Origin of the sequence: Rhizobium sp. Root483D2 (assembly GCF_001426685.1) — a bacterium.
In the GTDB taxonomy this organism is placed as follows: Bacteria; Pseudomonadota; Alphaproteobacteria; order Rhizobiales; family Rhizobiaceae; genus Pararhizobium; species Pararhizobium qamdonense.
Window position 1 is genome coordinate 87,393 of sequence record NZ_LMFB01000006.1, and the last position, 21,657, is coordinate 109,049.

The window sequence follows — 21,657 nt, forward strand, 5'->3', positions numbered from 1 at the left end:
AACGGCACCATCAGATTTTGTCATTTGTCATCGCCATGCTGCATTGCGATAGGTAGGCCATGACCAGACCCGATTCCGCGCTGTCCCAGAACCTTGTCCCCACCGCCCTTGCCGGCGCCATCGCCATGGCGGTGGCCATGGGTTTCGGGCGGTTTTCCTATACGCCGATCCTGCCCGGCATGATGACGGGACTTGGCCTGACGCCCGCCGACGCCGGGTTGATCGCCTCGGCCAATTTCGTCGGTTATCTCGCTGGTGCCGTTCTGGCGGGCTATGGCTGGGCGGCCGGGCGCGAGCGGATGGTCAGCCTGTCGGCGTTGGTGGCGACCACGGTTCTGCTGCTGGCCATGGGGCTGACATCGTCGATCGCGCTGTTTTCCGTGATCCGGTTTCTGGCTGGCGTTGCCAGCGCGTTTACGATGATCTTCACCTCCGCGATCGTGCTGAGCAGAGGCCACGCCACCGGCAATCCGCATGTGCAGTCCGTCCATTTCGGCGGCGTCGGCATCGGTATCGCGGTGTCCTCGCTGATGGTGTTTCTTCTGCCTGCCGAGGGGTTCGGTCTCATCGCCAACTGGCAGGCCGCGTGGTTCGGCGGCGCCGTCATCGCCCTGGTCGGCACGGTTCTCGTGGCGGTGCTGTTGCCGTCCGGCGCAGCGTCCGGCAAAAGCACGGAGCGGGAAAAACCGCTGGTCTGGACCCGGCCGCTGTTTGTCATGACCCTGACCTACGGCCTGTTCGGCTTCGGCTACGTCATCACCGCGACATTTCTGGTGGCCATGGCGCGGCAGGGGGCAAGCGATCATACCGTCGAATTTCTCGCCTGGCTGATCACAGGTCTCAGCGCCGCGATCTCCGTGCACCTGTGGCGGCGCGCGGTGCCGCGGCTCGGCATCGTCGGCGTCTATCTGGCGGGTCTTCTGGTGGAGGCTGCCGGTCTCATCCTCGTCGTCACCTTGCCGTCGCCCTATGCGCCGCTGATTGGCGGCCTGCTGCTCGGGCTGACCTTCATCATGGTCACGGCCTACGGCCTGCAGATCGGCCGGGCGCTGGCGCCGCAGAGCCCGCGCAAGGCGCTCGCCTTCATGACCGCCGCTTTCGGCGTCGGCCAGATCGTCGGCCCTCTGGTGGCCGGCTGGCTGGCGGAAGGCAGCGGCAGTTTCAACGCGCCGACGCTTGTGGCTGCGGCCGTGCTTCTGTTCTGTGCCATCCTGACAGGCCTTGAAATGCGCCGGATCGTGGCCGCTGCCGGCGCCTGATCCGCCTTCCGATTAAATAACGGTAACATTAGCTTGACGTGATTGGCAGGTGAGGGCTTTTGCCTTAGGTTCCAGCGCGCTAGCCATCTGAACCTTCGTCAAACGAAAGCGTCCGATTTGTTCATCTCCTTCTTTCCCAATCCACGACTTTTCTTTCCGTCCGCTATCATATGGTCTTTGCTTGCCATGGCCGTCTGGTATGGCGGCGGTGAGCAGTTCGGTGCTCTGGTCGGGCTTCCGCCCCTGGAACCGGGAAAGGACGCGGTCATCGGGGTTTCGGTCTTCTGGTCGGCGCCGTTCCTCTGGTTCTATATCTATTACGCGTTGATGGTCGCCTTGTTTGCGGCATTCTGGATGACCTTCAGGCCGCATCCCTGGCAGATGTGGTCGGTGCTCGGATCGGCATTTATCATCTTCAACACCTATTTTTCAGTGCAGGTCAGCGTAGCCCTCAATGCCTGGTACGGCCCGTTCTACGATATGATCCAGCGGGCTCTTGCCCGGACCGACCCGATCCCCACCGAGATGGATATCTATGTCGGCATGATCGGTTTTGCGGGGATCGCCTTCGTCGCGATCACCATCGGCACGCTCAACCTATTTTTCGTCAGCCATTATGTCTTTCGCTGGCGCACTGCGATGAACAATTTCTACATGTCCCATTGGGACAAGCTGCGTCATATTGAAGGTGCCTCGCAGCGTGTTCAGGACGACACGATGCGCTTTTCACGAACAATGGAAGGTCTTGGCGTCAGCTTCGTCAGCTCGATCATGACCCTCGTCGCTTTTCTTCCCGTGCTGTTTAAGTTTTCAACCACTGTGACAGTCCTCCCTTTCGTTGGCGAAGTGCCGCATGCACTCGTCTGGGCTGCGATCGGTTGGTCGCTGTTCGGGACATTCTTTCTGGCGCTCGTCGGCATCAAGCTGCCGGGGCTCGAATTTCGCAACCAGCGGGTCGAGGCGGCCTATCGTAAAGAGCTGGTCTACGGGGAAGACCATGCCGATCGTGCGCAGCCGCCGACCGTCGCACAGCTCTTCGGGAATGTCAGGAAGAATTATTTCCGCCTGTATTTTCATTATATGTACTTCAACATCGCCCGTATTTTCTATCTCCAAGCGGACAATCTGTTTGGAACATTCGTCCTGGTTCCCTCTATCGTCGCCGGCAAGTTGACGCTCGGCGTTATGGGGCAAATCCAGAATGTGTTTGGACAGGTCAGGGACTCATTCCAGTATCTCGTAAACTCCTGGACAACGATCGTGGAACTGTTGTCGATCTACAAGCGTCTGAAAGCTTTCGAGGCCGCCATCTACGACGAGCCTCTTCCGGTGATCGACCAAAAATATCTTCAGCGGCAGGCCGAAGATGACGAACCTGTCAAAGTCTAAGGTGGGGTAACACTCAAAAGGCGGAGCGATCCGCCTTTTTCTGTTCCGCGATCATCGGTAGCGCCTCAGCATAGCTGACGCAGGCGACATCCGTTTTGGTGCAGGTTTCGCTTAAGAACCGGTCAAGCGCGCGCCAATAGGCGCCGCCGTTCATCTCGACGAAATGGAAGCCGAGCTGCAGCGGAATGCGGCTGCCGTCATATTCCTTCTGGAAGGCCTTGCGGTAGGCATCGAGCGCGCGTTCTTCAAAGAGGGCGCTGTCCTTGCGGTTTTCGATACCCATGGAATGGCGAACGAAGAGATTGTAATCCATGCCGATCACCCGGCGCTGCTGCGGCCCTTCCGGAATGAGCGGCAGCCCGAAGCGCGGCAGGCCGTCGGCGTCTGTTGGCCAGCCCGGCCCCTTGGTGACAAGGCTGGCATCATAGGTGAAGCCGTCCTGTTTCAGCGCTGGCAGCAGACCGTCGCTCAGCGACAAATAGGGCGCGCGAAAACCCTTGATGCCGTGCGCGGCGAAATCGGCCCAGCCTTGCGGCTCTTCGCCGGCAATGCCGCCGGCAGTCCAGGCATTGGCGAGCGCGGTGTTGAATGCGGTAAATTCCTGCTTCCAGTCGGCAGCGCTCCAGCCCTTGCCGTCGAAATGGCCGCAGGCATGGCTGCCGATGTCGTGCCCGGCCTGATGTGCCTGCCAGATATGGCGCACGCGGGCCTGGATCTCTTCGCGGCTCTGGGCAAAGCCGACATTGGAACGTGCGGCCTTGTGGCCCGGCGCCCGGTAGGACTTGCCGCCTTCAGTTCTGGTCATCAAAAAGGTGCAGGAGAGGAAATAGGTGAAATGCGCGCCGGTGCGCTTGCCCATCTCCAGGCTCTTTTCCCAGAGCTTGTTGTCGTGGGCGCCATCGAAGGAAATGATGACCAGCTGCTTGCGCCCGGCAGGTTCCGGTGGCTGTTCAGCCTGGGCAAAAGCGGGAGCCAGGGTCAATGCGAGAGCAAGACCGGTCGCGGCGGGAAATCTGGGCATGCGGAAACCTTGGCGGCAAATGCGGGATTGCGACCTTTTAGCCAGGAATGCGGCAATCCTTTGATCACACTGGAAAAGAGACGGTGTTACCGCTATGCGGTAGGACGCGCTTCAAACAGTCACGGGTGTCCTTCATGGCCTTTCTCATGCTCGGTATCATCATTTTTCTCGGCATCCATTTTATCAAAAGTTTTGCGCCCGGCGTTCGCGCTGCGGTTATTGAACAGGGCGGCACCGGGCTCTGGCATGCCATTCACGGTTTCTGCGCGCTTCTGGGCCTCTGTCTCATCGCCTACGGTTTCGACGTGTCGCGCGCGACGACCGGCATTCTCTATACGCCGCCGAAATTCATGACCCATATCGCCCTGACGCTGATGCTGATTGCCTTCATCTGTCTGGCGGCGGCCTTCCTGCCTGCCGGCAAGATCAGGGCTGTGACGAAACATCCCGCGGTTCTCGCCATCAAGATCTGGGCGCTGGCACATCTGATGGCCAATGGCGAGGTCAATTCGGTGCTGCTGTTCGGCACGTTCCTTGTCTGGGGCGTGCTTTTGCGCATCTCGATGAAGCGCCGCTGGCGCGCCGGCCATGTCAAGCATCCGGTCTTCGTTTCCTACAAATATGATGTGATCGCGGTCCTTATCGCTCTTGCCGTCTACGTCCTGTTTGTCTGGAAGTTGCATGAGCTTTTGATCGGCGTTGCACCGATTGTCATGGGCTAAACGGCTCGAACGGGCGCTAAATCGCGCTGCCCCCTTACAACGGCGCCAAAATACGGTAGAAGCGCGGAAATCTTTACATTCATCTTTGCAGGGAAGGCCGGGCAACCGGAACTTAGGAATGGCGAACCAGGACGAAAGCTTTATCCGCGAAGTCAACGAAGAACTGCGCTCCGAACAGGTGAAAGCCGTCTGGACCCGGTTTGGCAGCGTCATCATCGGGATCGCAATTCTCATCGTTGCCGGCACGATCGGCAAGGTTGGATATGAATACTGGCATGAGACATCGGCCTCGCAGTCCGGCGACGAATTCCTGGCGGCCTTGACGCTGTCACGCGAAAACAAGACCGATGAAGCACTGGCCGCTCTGGCAACGCTCGAAAAGGATGGCTACGGCGCCTATCCGGTTCTGGCAAAAATGCGGGCTGCAACCCTCCAGGTGCAGAAGGGCGATACGCCAGGTGCCATCACGGCATTCTCCGATATTGCCAAGGATGCCTCCTTGCCGCAGGCGATGCGCGATGCCGCCCGCATGCGTGCTGCCTATCTTCTGGTCGATACCGGCACGTATGAGCAGGTTTCGGCCGAGGCCGAACAGCTGGCCGTGCCTGGCAATGGCCTGCGCCACTCCGCCCGCGAAGCGCTTGGGCTGGCCGCCTACAAGGCCGGGGACATGGCCAAGGCGAAGACCTGGTTCCAGCAGATCACCGATGATGCCGAAACGCCGCGCAATCTGGCAAACCGCGCCCAGATGCTGCTTGATCTGATTGCCGCCAGCGGAAAGGCGTCCTGAACGGGCGCTTCAGAAAACAACATTGGAGCGTGACCGGTTTGCGGCCGCTCTGAGGACAGGATTATTCGATGAACTTCACCGTCGCCATCGTTGGGCGCCCCAATGTCGGAAAGTCGACGCTTTTCAACCGTCTGGTTGGCAAGAAGCTGGCGCTTGTCGATGATACGCCGGGTGTGACCCGCGACCGCCGTCCGGGCGACGCCAAGCTCGTCGATCTGCGCTTCACCATCATCGATACCGCTGGTCTTGAGCAATCCGGTCCGGAAACCCTGCAGGGCCGCATGTGGCTGCAGACGGAAGCCGCCATTGAAGAGGCCGACCTGACGCTGTTCGTGGTCGACGCCAAATACGGCCTGACGCCGGCCGACGAGACGCTTGGCAAAATGCTGCGCCGCCGCGGCAAGCCGGTTGTGCTGGTTGCCAACAAGTCGGAAGCCAAGGGCTCGGACGGCGGCTATTACGATGCGTTCACGCTGGGGCTCGGCGAACCCGTCGCCATCTCCGCCGAACACGGCCAGGGCATGATCGACCTGCGCGACGCGATAGTTGCGGCACTTGGCGAAGACCGCGCCTTTCCGCCCGAAATTGACGAGCCGGAGACCAATGTCGATCTTCGCGGCGAAGAAGATTTGGAAGACGATGATTACGAGCCGGAATATGATGATACCAAGCCGTTGCGCGTGGCGATCATCGGCCGCCCGAACGCCGGCAAATCGACGCTGATCAACCGCTTCCTCGGTGAAGACCGGCTGTTGACCGGCCCCGAAGCAGGCATCACCCGCGACAGCATTTCGGTCGAATGGGACTGGCGCGGCCGCACCATCAAGATGTTCGACACGGCCGGCATGCGCAAGAAGGCGCGGGTGCAGGAAAAGCTCGAAAAGCTCTCCGTCGCCGACAGCCTGCGCTCCATCCGTTTTGCCGAATCCGTCGTGATCGTCTTTGACGCGACGATTCCGTTCGAGAAGCAGGACCTGCAGCTGGTCGATCTCGTCGCCCGCGAAGGCCGCGCCGCGATCCTTGCCTTCAACAAATGGGATCTTGTCGAGGACACCCAGGCGCTGCTGGCCGATCTGCGCGAAAAGACCGAACGCCTGCTGCCGCAGGTGCGCGGCATCCGCGCCGTGCCGATCTCCGGCCAGACCGGCTACGGTCTCGACAAGCTGATGCAGTCGATCATCGATACCGACAAGACCTGGAACCGCCGCATCTCCACCGCCAAACTCAACAAGTGGCTGGAATCGCAGCAGATCCAGCATCCGCCGCCGGCCGTGTCCGGCCGCCGCCTGAAGCTGAAATACATGACCCAGGTCAAGGCCCGCCCGCCGGGTTTCATGATCTCCTGCACGCGGCCGGAATCCGTTCCGGAAAGCTATATCCGCTATTTGACCAACGGCCTTCGCGCCGATTTCGAAATGCCGGGCGTTCCCATCCGCATCCATCTCAGGGCGTCCGAAAACCCGTTCGAGAACCGCAAGAAGAAGCGGTAAGGCTTGGTAGGGCGTTGCCCTACCAGGTGATGAAGGTCGGGCTATAGGCGGCGATCTTGCTATCGCGGGTGACGAGGATCAGCGGCTCGGTGATGGCTTGAGCAATCAACAGGCGGTCAAACGGGTCGGCATGCGTGGTGTGCAGATGCCCGACGGCGGCGGCATGAGCAATCGAGATGTCCAGGAAATCATATCCGACACTGGTGAAATGCCGGATCGCCTCTTGGGCATCGAAGGGCGGGCTATCCTTTCGGCCGAGCCGGAATTTTATCGCAATTTCCCAGATACTTGCGGCCGAGACGAAAACGTCATTGCTTCGGCTCGCTAGTATTTGCCTGATATCGACCGGCAGGCGATGGACGGCAGTCAAACTCCATATCGCCACATGTGTGTCGAGAAGCAGCCTCATTCCGGCTTGACGCCGAAGAGTTCGGCAATTTCGTCATCCAAAGCGTTGAAGTCTTCGAGAGACATGTCCGGAAACTGCCCTTCAAGAAGGCCCAATCGTCTTGGCGGCTTTTCGTCAGTTGCGATCGCTACCAGCCGCGCCGCCGGCTTGCCGTCGCGCGCGATGATGATCTCGTCTTCCGCGCCGCTCTCAACGGCACTGACAAGTTGGGAAAGGCGCGTCTTGGCTTCCAGCATGTTGACGGTGGTCATCACAATTTTCCTTGGCTAAGGTTGACCAAGGTAAGGCCGATGCCGGAAAATTGCAAGATCGTCTATGCGGTCCCGTTCAGTTTGTCCTTGGAGACCAGGGCGCCATGATGCTGGATGACTGTAGCCGCCGTCTCCGCTGCAAATCGTGCCGCTGCGCCGGCATCGTCATCGATGGCGTAGCGGGCGAGGAATGCACCGTTGAAACTGTCGCCGGCACTTGTGGTATCGACGATCCGGTCGACCGTGGCAGAGGCAACGAACAGGATCGGTGCATCGCCAAAACTCAGCGTCACGCCCTTTGGTCCATCCTTGACCACGATGTTGTCGACGCCGAGAGCGCGATAGCGCGCGATAGTCGCTGCGATATCGGCGTCGCCGAAATGCGCGGCTTCGTCATCGAAACTCGGCATGACAAGGCTAGCGGCGCGGGCACCGGCCGAGATGGTTTCCAGCATATGATGCTTGTCGTCCCACAGGCGCGGGCGGATGTTGGGATCGAAGACGACGCGTTTGCCCGCAGCCTTGGCGCGGCGCAGTTCCAGAAGCAGGGTTTCGACGGCTGAGGGCGCCAGAATGGCAAGCGTAATGCCGGAAAAGACGATGATATCGCAGGCTTCGATTGCCGCGCGCAGATGGGCGGCATCGTCGGCCAGGGTCTTGGCTGCGGACACCGAGCGCCAATAGGAGAAGCTGCGCTCGCCGTCTTTCAGGTGGATCATATAGAGCCCGGGCGAACGGCCCTCGACGCGGCGGATAAAGCCCGTACCGACGCCGGTCTTTTCGATGAAGGCTAGCATCTCGCCGGACACTGTATCGGTGCCGACGGCGGTAAGGTAATCGACCTGCCAATCGTTGGGCAGGAAGAGCCGGGCATAATAGGCGGTGTTGAACGTGTCGCCGGCATAGCCCTTGCGCAGCAGATCGCCCTCGGCCTGCATCAGCTCCACCATGCATTCGCCGATCGAAAGCAGCCTGCCCGCCATGAAATTCTCCCCCTTATTCATGTTTTGCGAAGGCGGAAATACGTCTTACCAGCGCGGAAGGCAAGCGGATGCCGTCACGGCGGGCCTGTACCCAGTTCTCGTATTTGGATGCGCCGGGAATATGGATCCCGTAGCCGCTGGAAAGCCGCATCAACTGTGCGTCCAGCCTGTCTTCAAAGTTTGCGTCCAGCAGAGAGGGAGAAATGGCGATCACCGTCAGGCCGCTGCCCGGCGGGGCGTTGCCACCGGCAAAATCGGGTGCATCGAGTGACCAGTTGGCACCACTCAGACCCGCCGCCAGCACCTCCACCATCAGCGCGATATTGGCGCCGCGCGATCCGCCGAAGGCGAGCATCGCGCCCCTGATCGCTGCTGCCGCATCGGTTGTCGGCTGTCCCGCCGTATCGACAGCCCACCCTTGCGGGATCGGCTCGCCACGCTCGGCGGCTCCGCGAATATTGACGAAGGCGGTGGCGCTCGAGGATTGGTCGATCACCAGCGGCGCGCCATTGCTGCGGGGAGCGCCAAAGGCAAGCGGATTGGTGCAATAGACCGGTTTGGAGCCACCGGATCCTGTCAGAAGCGCCGGACCGTTGGTGGCGGCGATGCCGACGAGGCCGTGCTCTGCCAGCCGCAAGACATAGTCTCCCAGTTCGCCGGATGTGTAGCTGTTGAACTGGGCGAAAAGCGCGATGCCGTAGGTTTTGGCCTTGCTGACCAGATCGTCCAGGGCGCGATCGAAACCGGTCTGCGCGATGCCGCCATCGGCATCGATGCGGATCAGGGCTGGCGCGGGATCCGTTCTTTTTGGTTCTGCGTCGCCATGGATGCGGCCTGCGCAAAGCGCTTCGAGATAGTCGGCCAGATGGGAAAAGCCGACGGCATCAGAGCCGCGCGCCTCGGCATCCACGGTTGCGCGGGCCAGCGAAGCTGCCATGGCAGCACTGCCTCCGGCACCCTTAACGGCGGCAACCGCCAGCGCGTGCGCGTCCGAAAGGCTTGTCGTAACGATGTCCCCGGTCATTCTGTCTCCAAGTCGCGGTGGATACTCCAACCTTGCCATCATCATTTTTGCATCGCCGTTGGTCAATTGCCGCAAACGGCCGGAAAGGCCGTTTACTCGCACCTGCAGCAACGATACATCTTGCAGCATATCCTTGTGATCGCGGAGCTTTTTTGATGGCATCTCCCTTGAAGTCCAATCCCGATTGGTGGCGTGGCGCGGTGATCTACCAAGTTTATCCACGCTCTTTCCAGGACACGACGGGGGATGGGCTGGGCGACCTCAAGGGGGTGACGCAGCGGCTGGCGCATATTGCCAGCCTCGGTGTCGATGCGATCTGGCTGTCGCCATTCTTCACCTCGCCGATGGCCGATATGGGCTATGACGTCTCGGATTATTGCGATGTCGATCCAATGTTCGGAACGCTTGCCGATTTCGATAGTCTGCTGAAGACAGCCCATCAGCTCGGCATCCGGGTCATCATCGACCAGGTGATCTCGCACACCTCCGACCAGCACCCTTGGTTCAAGGAAAGCCGCTCGGACCGCACCAACGTAAAGGCCGACTGGTATGTCTGGGCCGACCCGAAGCCGGATGGAACCGCGCCGAACAACTGGATGTCGATCTTCGGCGGTCCGGGCTGGGAATGGGACGGCGTGCGCAAGCAATATTACATGCACAATTTCCTGGGCTCGCAGCCGGACCTTAACTTCCACAATCCGGATGTGCAGGAAGCGCTGCTTGAAACCGTGCGTTTCTGGTTGAAGCGCGGCGTCGATGGCTTTCGGTTCGACACCGTGAACTTCTATTTTCACGACAAGGAACTGCGCGATAATCCGCCGCTGGTTTACGATCCCGACGCGATCGGCTTGGACGCTCCCGACGTCAACCCTTACGGCATGCAGAACCATCTCTACGACAAGACGCAGCCTGAAAATGTCGGCTTCCTGCAGCGGTTTCGCGCCTTGCTCGACGAATTCGGCGATCGGGCTTCGGTCGGCGAAGTCGGCGATGGCGCGCGCTCGCTGAAGACCGTGGCGGCCTATACCGGCGGCGGCGACAAGCTGCACATGTGCTACACGTTCGACCTCTTGGGCCCCGATTTTACTGCCAGCCATATCCGCCGCTGTGTCCAGGCGTTTCAGGACGCCGTCACCGACGGCTGGGTCTGCTGGGCATTTTCCAACCATGACGTGACGCGCCATATCAGCCGGTTCACGCACACGGTTGACGAGCGCGAACGGGTGGCCAAGCTGGCGATCTCGGTACTGTCAGCGTTGCGCGGTTCGATCTGCCTTTATCAGGGCGAGGAACTGGCTTTGCCGGAGGCGGAATTGCAGCTTGAAGATCTGCGCGATCCCTATGGCATCCGCTTCTGGCCGGCCTTCAAGGGCCGCGACGGATGCCGCACGCCGATGGTCTGGGAAAAGAAGGCCGATCATGCGGGTTTTTCCAGCGCCAAGCCATGGCTGCCGGTGCCGGCGGAACACTTTCCCCTGGCTGCAGACCAGCAGCAGGATACTGGCTCGGTGCTTGATCACTATCGTCAGACCCTGGCCTTCAGAAAGGCGCATGCGCCGCTTTTGGACGGCACGATGACCTTCCTCGACACAAACCAGGACATCCTGGCGTTCACGCGTGAAAAGGCTGGTGAAAAGCTGCTGTTCATTTTCAACCTGCACCGCGGTCCGCAGACCGTCGATCTGCCGAAAGGTTTGGCAATTATGGAGGCGGTGCCGATGCCGGGCTTTTCCCCGCAGACGGTTGATGGACAGATCGTGCTGGAGGCGATGGATGTGTTTTGCGGGCGTGTTGGATGAAGTCTGCGACAGGCTGGGGTCGTAAACTATCATAAAATGATATAGATTGGCCTCTGACTGTTTTTCAGGAGCGGCAAGATGGCATCCAGTTATACCTTGGGCACCCATTACGAAGGGTTCATTCGCGATCTTCTCGAAAGCGGCCGTTATGCCAGCGCCAGCGAAATCGTGCGCGACGGCCTGCGTGCCCTGGAGGAGCGGGAGCAAGTTCGCGCTGCTAAGATGCAGGTGTTGAAAGCGGCGATCGATGAGGGTTTCGCAAGCGGCGAATCGGAGCCCCTCGATATGGATTCGATAAAGGTGGAGGCACGGTTGGCCTTTGCGAAATCCGCCCGTGGCGCTTGAGATCCGCAGTCAACCCAAGGCGAAAGCCGACCTGACCGATATCTGGCTCTATATCGCGCGTGACAACGAACCTGCTGCAGACAGGGTGCTGGATCGCATTCAGTCTGTTCTCGCCACTCTTGCAGAGCAACCGGATGCGGGGCGCCTGAGGCTTGAACTTCACGAGGGTCTGCGCAGCTTTCCGATTGGCAATTACATTGTGTTCTATACGTCTGATGAAACGGCTTTGACCGTGGTCCGCGTGCTCAGCCGGTTTCGCGATATCTCCGAGGACATGATGCGTTAGGCGATCGAGCACCCTTTCACCCGATCAGCGCAAATTGATCGACATCGACCAGCCCCATATCCGAAATCTTCAGATGCGGGATGACCGGGAGCGGCAGGAAGGCGAGCTGAAGGAATGGCTCCTGCAGCGTTGCTCCGAGCGCGAAGGCTGCCTGGCGCAGGTGATGCAGCGTGTCGCGCACGCTTTCATAGGGTTCTAGGCTCATCAGGCCGGCGACCGGCAGCGAGATTTCACCGGTGACCTTGCCATCCTCCACGACGACGAAACCGCCCTTGATCTGGCCGAGCCGGTTGGCGGCCAGTGCCATGTCGTCCTCGTTGACGCCGACGACGCATATATTGTGGCTGTCATGGCCGACTGTGGAGGCAATGGCGCCCTTCTTCAATCCGAAGCCCTGAACGAAGCCGTTGGCATGGTTGCCGTTGACGCCGTGGCGCTCGATGACGGCGACCTTGATGATGTCGCGGCCAAGATCGACACCGGCCTGATTGCCGGATGCGGGGAGCTTGTAGCGGCGGTGCTCGGTGATGATCTTGCCGGGCAGAACGCCGATGACGGAGGTTTCGCCCTCGGCATAGGGCACGCCGAAATCGGCCGCGTTGACATGGCCTGCCTTGACGCTGTCGAGCCCGACGGGGGCAACTGCACGGCGGGTGGCAAACAGCGCGTCATCGACGCGGCGTCCGCCCGAAAACACCATCTCGGCTTTGCAGTTTTCGAGACTGTCGATGACGACCAGGTCGGCGCGCCAGCCGGGTGCGACCAGGCCACGGTCGCGAAGACCAAAGGCGCGGGCGGCCGAGATCGAGGCAGCGCGGTAGACGGCGAGCGGCTCGACCCCGTTGGCGATCGCTTCGCGGATCATATAATCGAGATGGCCTTGCTCGGCGATATCGAGGGGGTTGCGATCGTCGGTGCAGAGCGCCAGGAACGGTGACAGGCGCTCGGTGAGGATCGGCATCAGCGCGTGCAGATCCTTGGAAACCGAGCCTTCGCGCACCAGGATATGCATACCCTTGCGGATCTTTTCGAGCGCTTCTTCCGCTGTCGTGCATTCGTGGTCGGTGCGGATACCGGCAGACAGATAGCCGTTGAGATCAAGGCCGCGCAACAGCGGCGCATGGCCGTCGATATGGCCGTCCTGAAAAGCGTCGAGCTTGGCAAGGCAGACCGGGTCTTTGTGGATGACGCCGGGGAAATTCATGAATTCCGCCAGGCCGATGACCTTCTCGTGGTCGCGGAACGGCAAGAGCTTTTCGATCGGCAGGCTGGCGCCCGAGGTTTCCAGATGGGTGGCCGGGACGCAGCTTGATAGCTGCACGCGAATATCCATGATCGTCTCGCGGGCGCAATCGAGGAAGAACTGGATGCCGTCTGTGCCCAGCACATTGGCGATCTCGTGCGGATCGCAGATGACCGTGGTGATGCCATAGGGCAGGACACAGCGGTCGAATTCATGCGGCGTCACCAGCGAGGATTCGATATGCAGGTGTGTATCGATGAAGCCGGGAACGACAATCCTGCCGGTAATGTCGATTTCTTGCGTGCCCGTGTAATCTCCATAGGTGCCGACGATGCGGTCGCCGCAGATGGCGATATCGGAGGCGACGAGGTCGCCGGTCACCAGATCGAAGAAGCGGCCGCCCTTGAGAACGATATCGGCGGGAATGCGGCCGGTACCCTGGTCGATCAGCTGTTCAAGTTTTTCGCTCACGGGGTTCTGCCTCTTTGATATCGCCTGAAAATACGGTTGTCCGGAGCATAGAGGCTGATGACCGTCATTGCATACCCGCGACTTGGAAAATCAGTGGATGGGGGTGGGGATGGCTGGTGAGCCCCTGAAGAGCCGTCACAAATGAAATCGGGCGCCGAAGCGCCCGATCCGTCAATCCAATGGTCTGCTTACTCGGCAGAAACGATCTTGCCGTCTTCCCACTTGTAGAGCGAGAAGCTCTGCGAGGTGAGATCGCCGGTTTCGCCATAGGTGACGTCGCCGATGGCGGTCTTGACCGGCTCGCCGGTCTTCAGAGCTGCGGCAACAGCTGCGGCGTCTTCGGCACTTCCGGCCTTTTCGATGCCGGCCTTTATCACTTCAACGGCTGCATAGGCGTTGATGGTGAAGGCTTCCGGCGGGATGTTGGCTGCCTGAAGGGCAGCAACGGCGGCCTTCGAGGCGTCGTTCTTCAGGGCATCGGCTGCATTGGTGAAGACGGTGCCTGCACCTGCGTCCGCGCCGATGGCCCAGAATTCGGTGTTGGACAGGCCGTCGCCGCCGATGATCTGGATCGGCGTGCCGATATCATGCAACTGGCGCACCAGAAGGCCCGCTTCGGGGTGGTAGCCGCCGAAATAGAGCACATCGACCTTTTCAGCCTTCAGGCGGGTGGTGAGCGCGCTCAGATCCTTGTCGCCGGGTGTCAGGGAATCGTTGAAGACTTCGGTGACGCCACCGGCGTTCAGCGTTGCCTTGAACGCGTCTGCCAGACCTTTGCCGTAGGCGCCCTTATCGTTGAGGATGCCGATGCGCTTGTCCTTGAACTGCTTCAGAACATAGGCGGCTGCAACTTCGGCCTGCTGGTCGTCGCGGCCGCAGGTGCGCAGCACGGTGGCAAGGCCACGCTTGGTCAGGTCCGGTGTCGTTGCGGTCGGGGTGACCATCAGGACGCCGTTTTCAGCCAGAACGTCGGATGCCGGCATGGCAACGCCTGACGTGACCGGGCCGACGACAAAGCGGATGCCTTCGCCGACGATCTGGTTTGCTGCCGAGACACCTTGCTTGGGTTCGCCGGCGTCGTCGGCCAGCTTCAGCACGACCTGTTCGCCGAGAATGCCGCCGTTCTTGTTGATCTGATCGACGGCAACCTGCGCGCCGTTCTTCACCTGGTCGCCATAGGCGGCGACGGGGCCGGTCAGCGGCGCGATCAGGCCGATCACGATCTCCGCATGCGCCAGCGGCGCAAAGGCCAGCGAGGCTGCGAACGTGGCGCCCGTCAATGTCTTGAAGTTCATCTTGCTTCTCCTTGGTTGGGTTGGTTCCCCGCAGTGCCAGCGCTTCGGTTGCTGGGCCGGGAGGGTGAAACCTGCCAGTCGAAAAGCAACTCCAGTTCCGTTGAGTGTCCGCCTTCTGTGAACGGATCGATCCCATACTTCTCGTCTATGAAGCTCCCCACGATTCCGCAAGGCGATTTTTTAGGCAAAGTGCAAAATAATTATTCAGATATTGCGCCAAACGGGGCCGTGGCATGTGCCTCGGCCCCGTTTGCGGCGTGTTCATGAATGAATCCTGCCCGATTAAGCGTTGGCGATCAGCACCTTGCGGATGCCATCGATCAACTCGTCGATCTCGGCTTTCGAGATGATCAGTGGTGGCGACAGCGCGATGATATCCCCGGTGGTGCGGATCAGGTAGCCGCTTTCATAGGCCTTGAGGAAGGCCGAGAAGGCACGTTTCGTCGGCTCGCCGGCAATCGGCGCCAGCTCGATCGCACCGATCAGGCCGATATTGCGGATATCGATCACATGCGGGCAATCGCGCAGCGAATGCAGCGCATCACCCCAATAGGAGGCAAGCTCTGCACCCCGCGTGAGCAGGCCTTCGTCGCGGTAGGTGTCGAGCGTGCCGAGCGCTGCAGCGCAGGCGATGGGGTTGCCGGAATAGGTGTAGCCGTGGAAGAACTCGATCATGTGTTCCGGGCCGGTCATGAACGCGTCGTGGATTTCTGCAGTGACGAACACGGCACCCATCGGGATGACACCGTTGGTCAGGCCCTTGGCGGTGACGATCATGTCCGGCTTGACGTCGAAATACTGTGCCGCAAACGGCGTGCCGAGGCGGCCGTAACCGGTGATGACTTCGTCGAAGATCAACAGGATGCCGTGCTTGGTGCAGATTTCGCGCAGCTTCTGCAGATAGCCCTTCGGCGGGACGAGCACGCCGGTGGAGCCGGCGACCGGCTCGACGATCACGGCGGCGATGGTGGAGGCATCATGCAGCGTGACGATGCGTTCGAGTTCGGATGCGAGATCAGCACCGTGTTCCGGCTGGCCCTTGGTGAAGGCGTTCTTTTCCGGCAGATGGGTATGGGGCATATGATCGACGCCTGATAGCAGCGTGCCGAACATCTTGCGGTTGGACACGATGCCGCCGACCGAGATGCCGCCGAAATTGACGCCATGATAACCGCGCTCGCGGCCGATCAGGCGGGTGCGCGACCCCTGGCCCTTCACCTTGTGATAGGCGAGCGCCACCTTCAGCGCCGTCTCGACCGATTCCGAGCCGGAATTGGTGTAGAGCACATGCTCCATGCCCTCGGGCGCGATGTCGATCAGGCGGTTTGCAAGCTCGAATGCCTTGGGATGGCCAAGCTGGAAGGCGGGGGCATAATCGAGCTCGCCGGCCTGTTCGCGAATCGCCTCGGTGATCAGCGGACGGCAGTGGCCGGCATTGACGCACCAGAGACCCGCCGTGCCATCCAGAACCTGGCGGCCGTCATGGGTCGTGTAATGCATGTCCTTCGCCTTGACGAACATGCGCGGTTCTTTCTTGTACTGCCGGTTGGCCGTGAAGGGCATCCAGAAAGCGCTCAGATCGTTCGGCGCGGCATTGAGGCGGTTTGACATTATATTCTCCGTGGCACGTGCTGTCTGGCGGCCAAATCCAGTGGTTTCGATAGGAGTTTTAACCTGATGGTCAAACTATCAGGGCGCTTTTTGCGGTCAAGCCTTGCAGCCTATATCGGCAAGACCCAGATTCGTGCATCGCTACAAGCTTGCATCCATTCTTTTCCGAAGGTTAACCTGTTTACATCAGAGTGGCGCCGCGTACCCGTAACACGCGCTCAGGCCCGCAACACGCGCTCAGGATAGAGACCTTGCTAAAATCTGCAGCCAGCCTGGTGCTTGCGCTTTTCGTCAGTCTTCCAGCGCAGGCAGGCGCGGCCGACATGATTGCCGATGGCACTTTCGAGAAGGGGCAGGACGGCTTCTGGGCGGCGGGCGGCGTTGCGCTGACGCGCCAGCGCGGCAAGCTCTGCCTCAGTGTCGAGGCGGGCGGGAGCCCCTGGGAGCGTCTGCTCGGTCTCAACGATCTGCAGTTTGAGCCGGGCAAGTCCTACCGCCTGACGATGACACTTGAGGCCGGGGAGGTGCACAGGTTTCCCGTGACCATCCAGCGCAATGCCGAACCCTGGACGCCGCAGGCATCTTTCGAGGCAGCGACCAAGGCCGGGAAGATCGAGTTTTCGTCCGTATTTACGGCGACGGAGACCGATCCGGCCCAGATCATCTTCCAGTTGGGCGGGGCAAAGAAGCCCTGGCGCGTTTGCCTGGACGACGTGGCATTGCAGGAAGCAAAAGCCGGCGACACAAAGACCAGCGGCACCAAGGCCAGTGATACCAAGGCCAGCGACGCTCAGGCGGCGGCGGCAGAGGCGGCAGCTCGAAAGAGGATGACGGCGCTCCCGGCGCTGGTCAATCAGGCCGGCTATTTTCTCGATGGCCCGAAACGGGCGACGATCCTGTCGGATGCCACCGGTCCGCTGCCCTTCAAGCTGGAAGACGCGGAGGGTATTGCCATCGGCGAGGGGATGACGGCGCCCGCCGGGTTTGACCCGACCGTCGATGCGAACACGCAGATCGCCGATTTTTCCGCCTTTGCGACGGCCGGGGAGGGATACCGGCTGGTGGTCGGGGACAAGACGAGCCTGCCGTTTTCGGTCGGCCACGACATCTATGGCAAATTGCGCGTCGATGCACTGTCGTGGTTTTATCCGCAGCGCAGCGGTATCGAAATCAAGGGCGATATTGCAGGCCAGGCCTATGCAAGGCCTGCCGGACATGTGCAGGAAAACCCCAACCAGGGCGATACGAATGTCAGCTGCCTCACCGGCAAGGTCGCTACCAAACTCTATGGCAAGGACTGGACCTGCGGCTATACGCTCGATGTGTCCGGGGGGTGGTACGATGCCGGTGATCAGGGAAAATATGTGGTCAATGGCGGCATTGCCGTGTCGCAGCTGCTCAGCACGTTCGAACGCGGCCTGGTCTATGGCGACGGCGCTTCGCCTGTTTTGAGCGACAGCCTGTCGCGTATTCCGGAAAACGGCAATGGCGTGCCCGATATTCTCGACGAGGCGCGCTGGGAACTCGAATTCCTGATGAAGATGATGGTGCCGGATGGCCAGCCGCTGGCCGGCATGGTGCATCACAAGGTGCATGACATCAAATGGACCGGGGTGCCGATGCTGCCGCATCTCGATCCGCAATTGCGTGCGCTGCACCGGCCATCGACGGCCGCAACGCTCAATCTTGCGGCCGCGGCCGCGCAAGGCGCCCGGCTGTTTGCGCCCTATGACCGGGAATTTGCACAGCGCCTGCTGGTCGCGAGCCAGAAGGCGTGGCTGGCGGCTGCCGCCAATCCCATGCTGTTTGCGCCGGATTCGGACGGTCTGCAGGGCGGCGGCGATTATGGCGATGACGATATTTCCGATGAAACCTATTGGGCAGCCGCCGAGCTTTACATCACGACGGGAGAAGCCCGCTATCTTGCGGCGCTGAAAGCTTCGCCGCATTGGGCAGGGCCGGTGTTTTCTCCTGCCGGTGCGTTTGATTGGCGCAGCGTTGCGGGTCTCGGCCGTCTCGATCTGGCGCTCTATGGCGACAATCTTGCGCCGGATGACAAGGCGATGATCATGGCCTCGGTCGTATCCGCCGGCCGGAATTTTCTCAGCCTGCAGGCCAAGGAGCCGTTCGGCCATATCTACAGGCCGGCCAGCAATCGTTATGACTGGGGCTCCAACCAGCTGATCCTGCAAAACATGATCGTGGTTTCCGCAGGCTATGACCTGACCGGCGAGTTGCCGTTTCTGAACGGCGTGCGGGAAAGCATCGATTACATCTTCGGGCGCAACGCGATGAACATGTCCTATGTGACGGGATATGGCAGCGTCTTTGCCAAGAACCAGCATAGCCGCTGGTATGCCCATCAGACCGACAGCACGCTGCCCAATCCTCCGGTGGGCACGCTGGCCGGCGGGCCGAATTCGACGCTGGTGGATGATGTCGCACGGGCACGTTTGCAGGGTTGCGCGCCGCAGACCTGCTATATCGACGACATCATGGCCTGGGGCACCAACGAAATGACGATCAACTGGAATGCGCCGCTGGTCTATATCGCGTCGTTCCTGGCGGATGCGCGATGACGAGCGGTACCGGCATCGCCTTCATCGGCACGGGCTTCGTCTCCGACTATTACATGACGACATTGGCCAACCATCCGCAATTGCACTTAAGAGGTGTCTGGGACGTCGACCCCTCGCGTTTGCAGCAGTTCTGCGACTATTGGAAGGTCAAGGCCTATGCGTCTGAAATGGACCTGCTGGCCGATCCGGCGATTGGCATCGTCGTCAACCTGACGCCACCGGAAAGCCATCAGGCCGTCAACCGCGCTGCTTTGCTGGCGGACAAACATGTCTATTGCGAAAAGCCGTTGGCGATGACGGTGGAGGAGGCGCGCGAACTGGTGTCGCTTGCCGCTGAACGTGGCCTGACCCTTGCGGGTGCGCCGGCCAATGCGCTAAGCGATGCCTGCGGCCACTGCGCCGATATCCTGCGCTCCGGCATCATCGGTACGCCGCGCCTGGCCTATGCCGAGATGGAGGACGGACCGGTCTTCCGTGATAAATGGCAGGACTGGCGCAGCCGTTCGGGTGCGAAATGGCCGGCCGTCCACGAATTCGAAATCGGGTGCACGCTGGAGCATGCCGGTTATGCGGCAAGCTGGCTGGTGTCGCTGTTCGGACCTGTCTCGAATGTGGCGGCCTTTTCCGCGCTGACCTTTCCCACCAAGGGGCCGGGGACCGAGACCCTTGCGCTGGGCCCGGATTTTTCCGTCGGTTGCCTGACGTTCAAGTCCGGCCTTGTGGCGCGCCTGACCAGCGGGCTGGCGGCGCCGCGCGACCGGTCGCTGACGATCGCCGGCGACAAGGGCACGCTCGTCGTGCGTGATCTCTGGGACAACCGCTCGCCGATCCATGTGGAACTCAGCGGCACGAGGCGGCCCTTGGTGCATCGGCTGATCGAGCGCGTCGAATGGCAGTTCCAGCGGAAGTTTCCGTTTCGCCTCACCGCAGGCAAGTCGGTGGCCTATCCGCAGGCAGCACCGAAAAACAGCCTGCCGAAATATCCGTCACAGATCGACTTCGTACGCGGGATTGCAGCGCAGGCCGATGCGATCAAGGCTGGCACCCGGCCGGTGTTTTCCGGTGAGACGGCTCTGCATCTGACCGACATCGTGCTCGCGCTCAACGCCGGCAAGCGGGATCATACGCCAACGCCGCTATGACGGCGGCAGCGCCCGGACGGTCTCGATGATCCCCAGCACTTCGATGCTGGCGCTGAGCGGCATGCGCGGTTGCTGATGCTGGCCGTCCCGTATCGCCCTGCTGGCTGCTGCGATCTCGAACTGCAGGCCATCGCCGGGAAAACCGTGCGCATAAACGGCAAGGCCGGGCAGGGGCAGCCGCCGCGCGATCTTTCCGGCAAGGCGCGACAGGGGGCCGGAGCCACATGCGGCCACAAGCCGGTGAACAACGCGGTTGCGCGTCAGGATGATTCGGCTTGCCCGCAAAAACGGTGCGTCGATGATCAGGCTGCCGGTCTCCCCCTCGATGATGAAGCGGTTGTTTCCATTCCGATCGAAACCGACGGACAGCTCGGCCTGAAAACCGTCGTAGCCGAGCGTGACATCCGCCGCCATATCAACGCCGGTCGGGGCGGCCGACCAGCGGCCTGCGACTGTGCGGGGTGAGCCGAACAGCGAGAGCGTCAGCGCGATCGGGTAGACGCCGAGATCCAGCAGCGAACCGCCGCCGAGCGCCGGTGCAAAAAAACGGCTGTTGCCGTCGAAGGTCTTGGCATAGGCCAGTTCGCCGCGAACGCGGGTAATGGCGCCGATCGTCTTGCCGGTGAGAAGCTGCCTGAGATGATCGATCGCCGGCAGGAAAACGGTCCAGAGACCTTCCATCGCAAAGGTCTGCTTTTGCGCAGCCAGGCTTTCGAGCGCCTGCGCTTGCGCCGCCGTCATGACCAGCGGTTTTTCGATAAGCAGCGGTTTTCCGGCGCTCAGCAGCGTTTTCGCCTGGCCATAATGGGCGGTATTCGGGGTGGCGAGATAGACGGCGTCAATCTGCGGATCGGCGGCCAGTGTCTCAATATCGGCAATGATGCGAAGGCCGCCGAAACGGTCTGAGAAGGCAGTGGCTGCCTCGAGCGTGCGGGAACAGACGGCAACCAGAACGGCATTCTCCGTCAGCCGGATGTCTTTTGCAAAGGTCGCGGCAATGGCACCCGTTCCGAGCACGGCCCATTGGACAGGTTTTGCAAGAGGCTGATCTGAGGCTGCAATGGTCATGGCGGCGATAGTGCAACGCCAAGTCTCAAAGCCGCGTAAACGTCATACGAAGAAGGCTTCAAGAGATGCGGGCCGGAAACGGGGGTCAGACCGGGGCCGGCCAGCGGCCCCGATCCGTATCGGCCCGATCCATGTCAGGCGGTACGGCGCTGTGCGACTTTTTCGACCGCGCTTGTTTCTTCGCCGTAGATTTCTTTCAGAGTTTTCAGAACTTTCAGTACTGCATCCGAAGAACTTGAATAATAAATCGTCTGGGCATCTCTGCGGGTGGTCACGAGATTTTGGGCACGCAGCTTCGAGAGATGTTGCGACAGGGCAGATTGGCTGAGGCCGACCTGGTTTGCCAAGGCGCCGACAGCCATTTCTTCGTTCACGAGTGAACTGAGAATCAGCAGACGCTTTGGGTTGGCCATGGCCGAAAGAAACTCCGCAGCTATTTCAGCCTTGCCGTGTTTCTGGGGAGAGATCGTTTGCATTCCA

At 60.8% G+C, this 21,657-nt stretch carries 20 protein-coding genes; 10 read left to right on the top strand and 10 right to left on the bottom strand.

Going from position 1 to position 21,657, the window contains the following annotated elements; genetic code table 11:
* Positions 1-59 precede the first annotated feature (59 nt).
* Together ASD32_RS05570 and sbmA are read left to right on the top strand one after the other, a co-directional pair.
* Positions 60-1,259, top strand: a complete 1,200-nt coding sequence (locus tag ASD32_RS05570; RefSeq protein WP_082546654.1) for an MFS transporter — start codon at positions 60-62, stop codon at positions 1,257-1,259.
* Between the two features lie 117 nt (positions 1,260-1,376).
* Entirely contained in the window at positions 1,377-2,648 is a 1,272-nt protein-coding gene (gene sbmA, locus ASD32_RS05575; RefSeq protein WP_060637021.1) for a peptide antibiotic transporter SbmA, read from the top strand.
* Between the two features lie 13 nt (positions 2,649-2,661).
* Here sbmA and ASD32_RS05580 read toward each other — a convergent pair whose 3' ends face one another.
* The gene (locus ASD32_RS05580; RefSeq protein WP_060637022.1) at positions 2,662-3,669 is read right to left on the bottom strand and encodes a hypothetical protein; all 1,008 of its coding nucleotides are present in this window, start codon (positions 3,667-3,669) and stop codon (positions 2,662-2,664) included.
* 134 nt (positions 3,670-3,803) lie between these two features.
* Between ASD32_RS05580 and ASD32_RS05585 the strand changes: the two genes are divergently transcribed.
* From ASD32_RS05585 to der, 3 genes are all read left to right on the top strand, one after another.
* On the top strand, positions 3,804-4,391 hold the full coding sequence (locus ASD32_RS05585; protein ID WP_060637023.1) for an NnrU family protein: 588 nt from the start codon (positions 3,804-3,806) through the stop codon (positions 4,389-4,391).
* Positions 4,392-4,509: 118 nt separating this feature from the next.
* Positions 4,510-5,181 carry a tetratricopeptide repeat protein gene (locus ASD32_RS05590; protein ID WP_060637024.1) on the top strand — a complete coding sequence of 224 codons (672 nt, stop codon included), beginning with the start codon at positions 4,510-4,512 and terminating at the stop codon, positions 5,179-5,181.
* Between the two features lie 68 nt (positions 5,182-5,249).
* Positions 5,250-6,671, top strand: a complete 1,422-nt coding sequence (gene der / locus ASD32_RS05595; protein ID WP_060637025.1) for a ribosome biogenesis GTPase Der — start codon at positions 5,250-5,252, stop codon at positions 6,669-6,671.
* 19 nt (positions 6,672-6,690) lie between these two features.
* On the opposite strand, the gene ASD32_RS05600 is transcribed toward der, so the two are convergent.
* The 4 genes from ASD32_RS05600 to ASD32_RS05615 form a co-directional block, all read right to left on the bottom strand.
* Complete coding sequence (locus ASD32_RS05600) at positions 6,691-7,080, bottom strand: type II toxin-antitoxin system VapC family toxin (RefSeq protein ID WP_060637026.1); 390 nt, start codon at positions 7,078-7,080, stop codon at positions 6,691-6,693.
* Positions 7,077-7,331, bottom strand: a complete 255-nt coding sequence (locus ASD32_RS05605) for a type II toxin-antitoxin system Phd/YefM family antitoxin (protein WP_060637027.1) — start codon at positions 7,329-7,331, stop codon at positions 7,077-7,079. Before ASD32_RS05605 ends, ASD32_RS05600 begins: the two co-directional genes overlap by 4 nt.
* Positions 7,332-7,393: 62 nt before the next feature.
* The gene (locus ASD32_RS05610) at positions 7,394-8,314 is read right to left on the bottom strand and encodes a sugar kinase (RefSeq protein WP_060637028.1); all 921 of its coding nucleotides are present in this window, start codon (positions 8,312-8,314) and stop codon (positions 7,394-7,396) included.
* 13 nt (positions 8,315-8,327) lie between these two features.
* Entirely contained in the window at positions 8,328-9,338 is a 1,011-nt protein-coding gene (locus ASD32_RS05615) for an Ldh family oxidoreductase (protein WP_082546655.1), read from the bottom strand.
* Between the two features lie 155 nt (positions 9,339-9,493).
* Between ASD32_RS05615 and ASD32_RS05620 the strand changes: the two genes are divergently transcribed.
* The 3 genes from ASD32_RS05620 (at position 9,494) to ASD32_RS05630 (ending at position 11,768) form a co-directional block, all read left to right on the top strand.
* Positions 9,494-11,137 (top strand): alpha-glucosidase family protein, encoded by a 1,644-nt coding sequence (locus ASD32_RS05620; protein WP_060637029.1) that lies wholly within the window; start codon positions 9,494-9,496, stop codon positions 11,135-11,137.
* A 78-nt stretch (positions 11,138-11,215) separates the two neighbouring features.
* On the top strand, positions 11,216-11,482 hold the full coding sequence (locus tag ASD32_RS05625) for a type II toxin-antitoxin system ParD family antitoxin (RefSeq protein ID WP_060637030.1): 267 nt from the start codon (positions 11,216-11,218) through the stop codon (positions 11,480-11,482).
* The gene (locus ASD32_RS05630) at positions 11,472-11,768 is read left to right on the top strand and encodes a type II toxin-antitoxin system RelE/ParE family toxin (protein ID WP_060637031.1); all 297 of its coding nucleotides are present in this window, start codon (positions 11,472-11,474) and stop codon (positions 11,766-11,768) included. The genes ASD32_RS05625 and ASD32_RS05630 overlap by 11 nt, the downstream gene beginning before the upstream one ends.
* Positions 11,769-11,784: 16 nt before the next feature.
* Here ASD32_RS05630 and ade read toward each other — a convergent pair whose 3' ends face one another.
* The 3 genes from ade to ASD32_RS05645 form a co-directional block, all read right to left on the bottom strand.
* Positions 11,785-13,482 (bottom strand): adenine deaminase, encoded by a 1,698-nt coding sequence (ade, locus tag ASD32_RS05635; protein ID WP_060637032.1) that lies wholly within the window; start codon positions 13,480-13,482, stop codon positions 11,785-11,787.
* A 188-nt stretch (positions 13,483-13,670) separates the two neighbouring features.
* A complete protein-coding gene (locus tag ASD32_RS05640; protein WP_060637033.1) occupies positions 13,671-14,777 on the bottom strand; it encodes a branched-chain amino acid ABC transporter substrate-binding protein in 1,107 nt (368 codons plus the stop codon).
* Positions 14,778-15,059: 282 nt separating this feature from the next.
* The gene (locus ASD32_RS05645; RefSeq protein WP_060637034.1) at positions 15,060-16,388 is read right to left on the bottom strand and encodes an aspartate aminotransferase family protein; all 1,329 of its coding nucleotides are present in this window, start codon (positions 16,386-16,388) and stop codon (positions 15,060-15,062) included.
* 251 nt (positions 16,389-16,639) lie between these two features.
* Here ASD32_RS05645 and ASD32_RS05650 point away from each other — a divergent pair, with 251 nt between their 5' ends.
* Both ASD32_RS05650 and ASD32_RS05655 read left to right on the top strand, forming a co-directional pair.
* Positions 16,640-18,967: a glycoside hydrolase family 9 protein gene (locus tag ASD32_RS05650; RefSeq protein ID WP_244490108.1), complete on the top strand. Its 2,328-nt coding sequence runs from the start codon at positions 16,640-16,642 to the stop codon at positions 18,965-18,967.
* Entirely contained in the window at positions 18,964-20,109 is a 1,146-nt protein-coding gene (locus tag ASD32_RS05655; RefSeq protein ID WP_060637035.1) for a Gfo/Idh/MocA family oxidoreductase, read from the top strand. The genes ASD32_RS05650 and ASD32_RS05655 overlap by 4 nt, the downstream gene beginning before the upstream one ends.
* Here the strand turns inward: ASD32_RS05655 and ASD32_RS05660 are convergent.
* Entirely contained in the window at positions 20,104-21,177 is a 1,074-nt protein-coding gene (locus ASD32_RS05660) for a Gfo/Idh/MocA family oxidoreductase (protein WP_060637036.1), read from the bottom strand. The two genes, ASD32_RS05655 and ASD32_RS05660, sit on opposite strands and share 6 nt — an antisense overlap.
* A 134-nt stretch (positions 21,178-21,311) precedes the next feature.
* The gene (locus ASD32_RS05665; protein ID WP_060637037.1) at positions 21,312-21,653 is read right to left on the bottom strand and encodes a metalloregulator ArsR/SmtB family transcription factor; all 342 of its coding nucleotides are present in this window, start codon (positions 21,651-21,653) and stop codon (positions 21,312-21,314) included.
* Positions 21,654-21,657 lie beyond the last annotated feature (4 nt).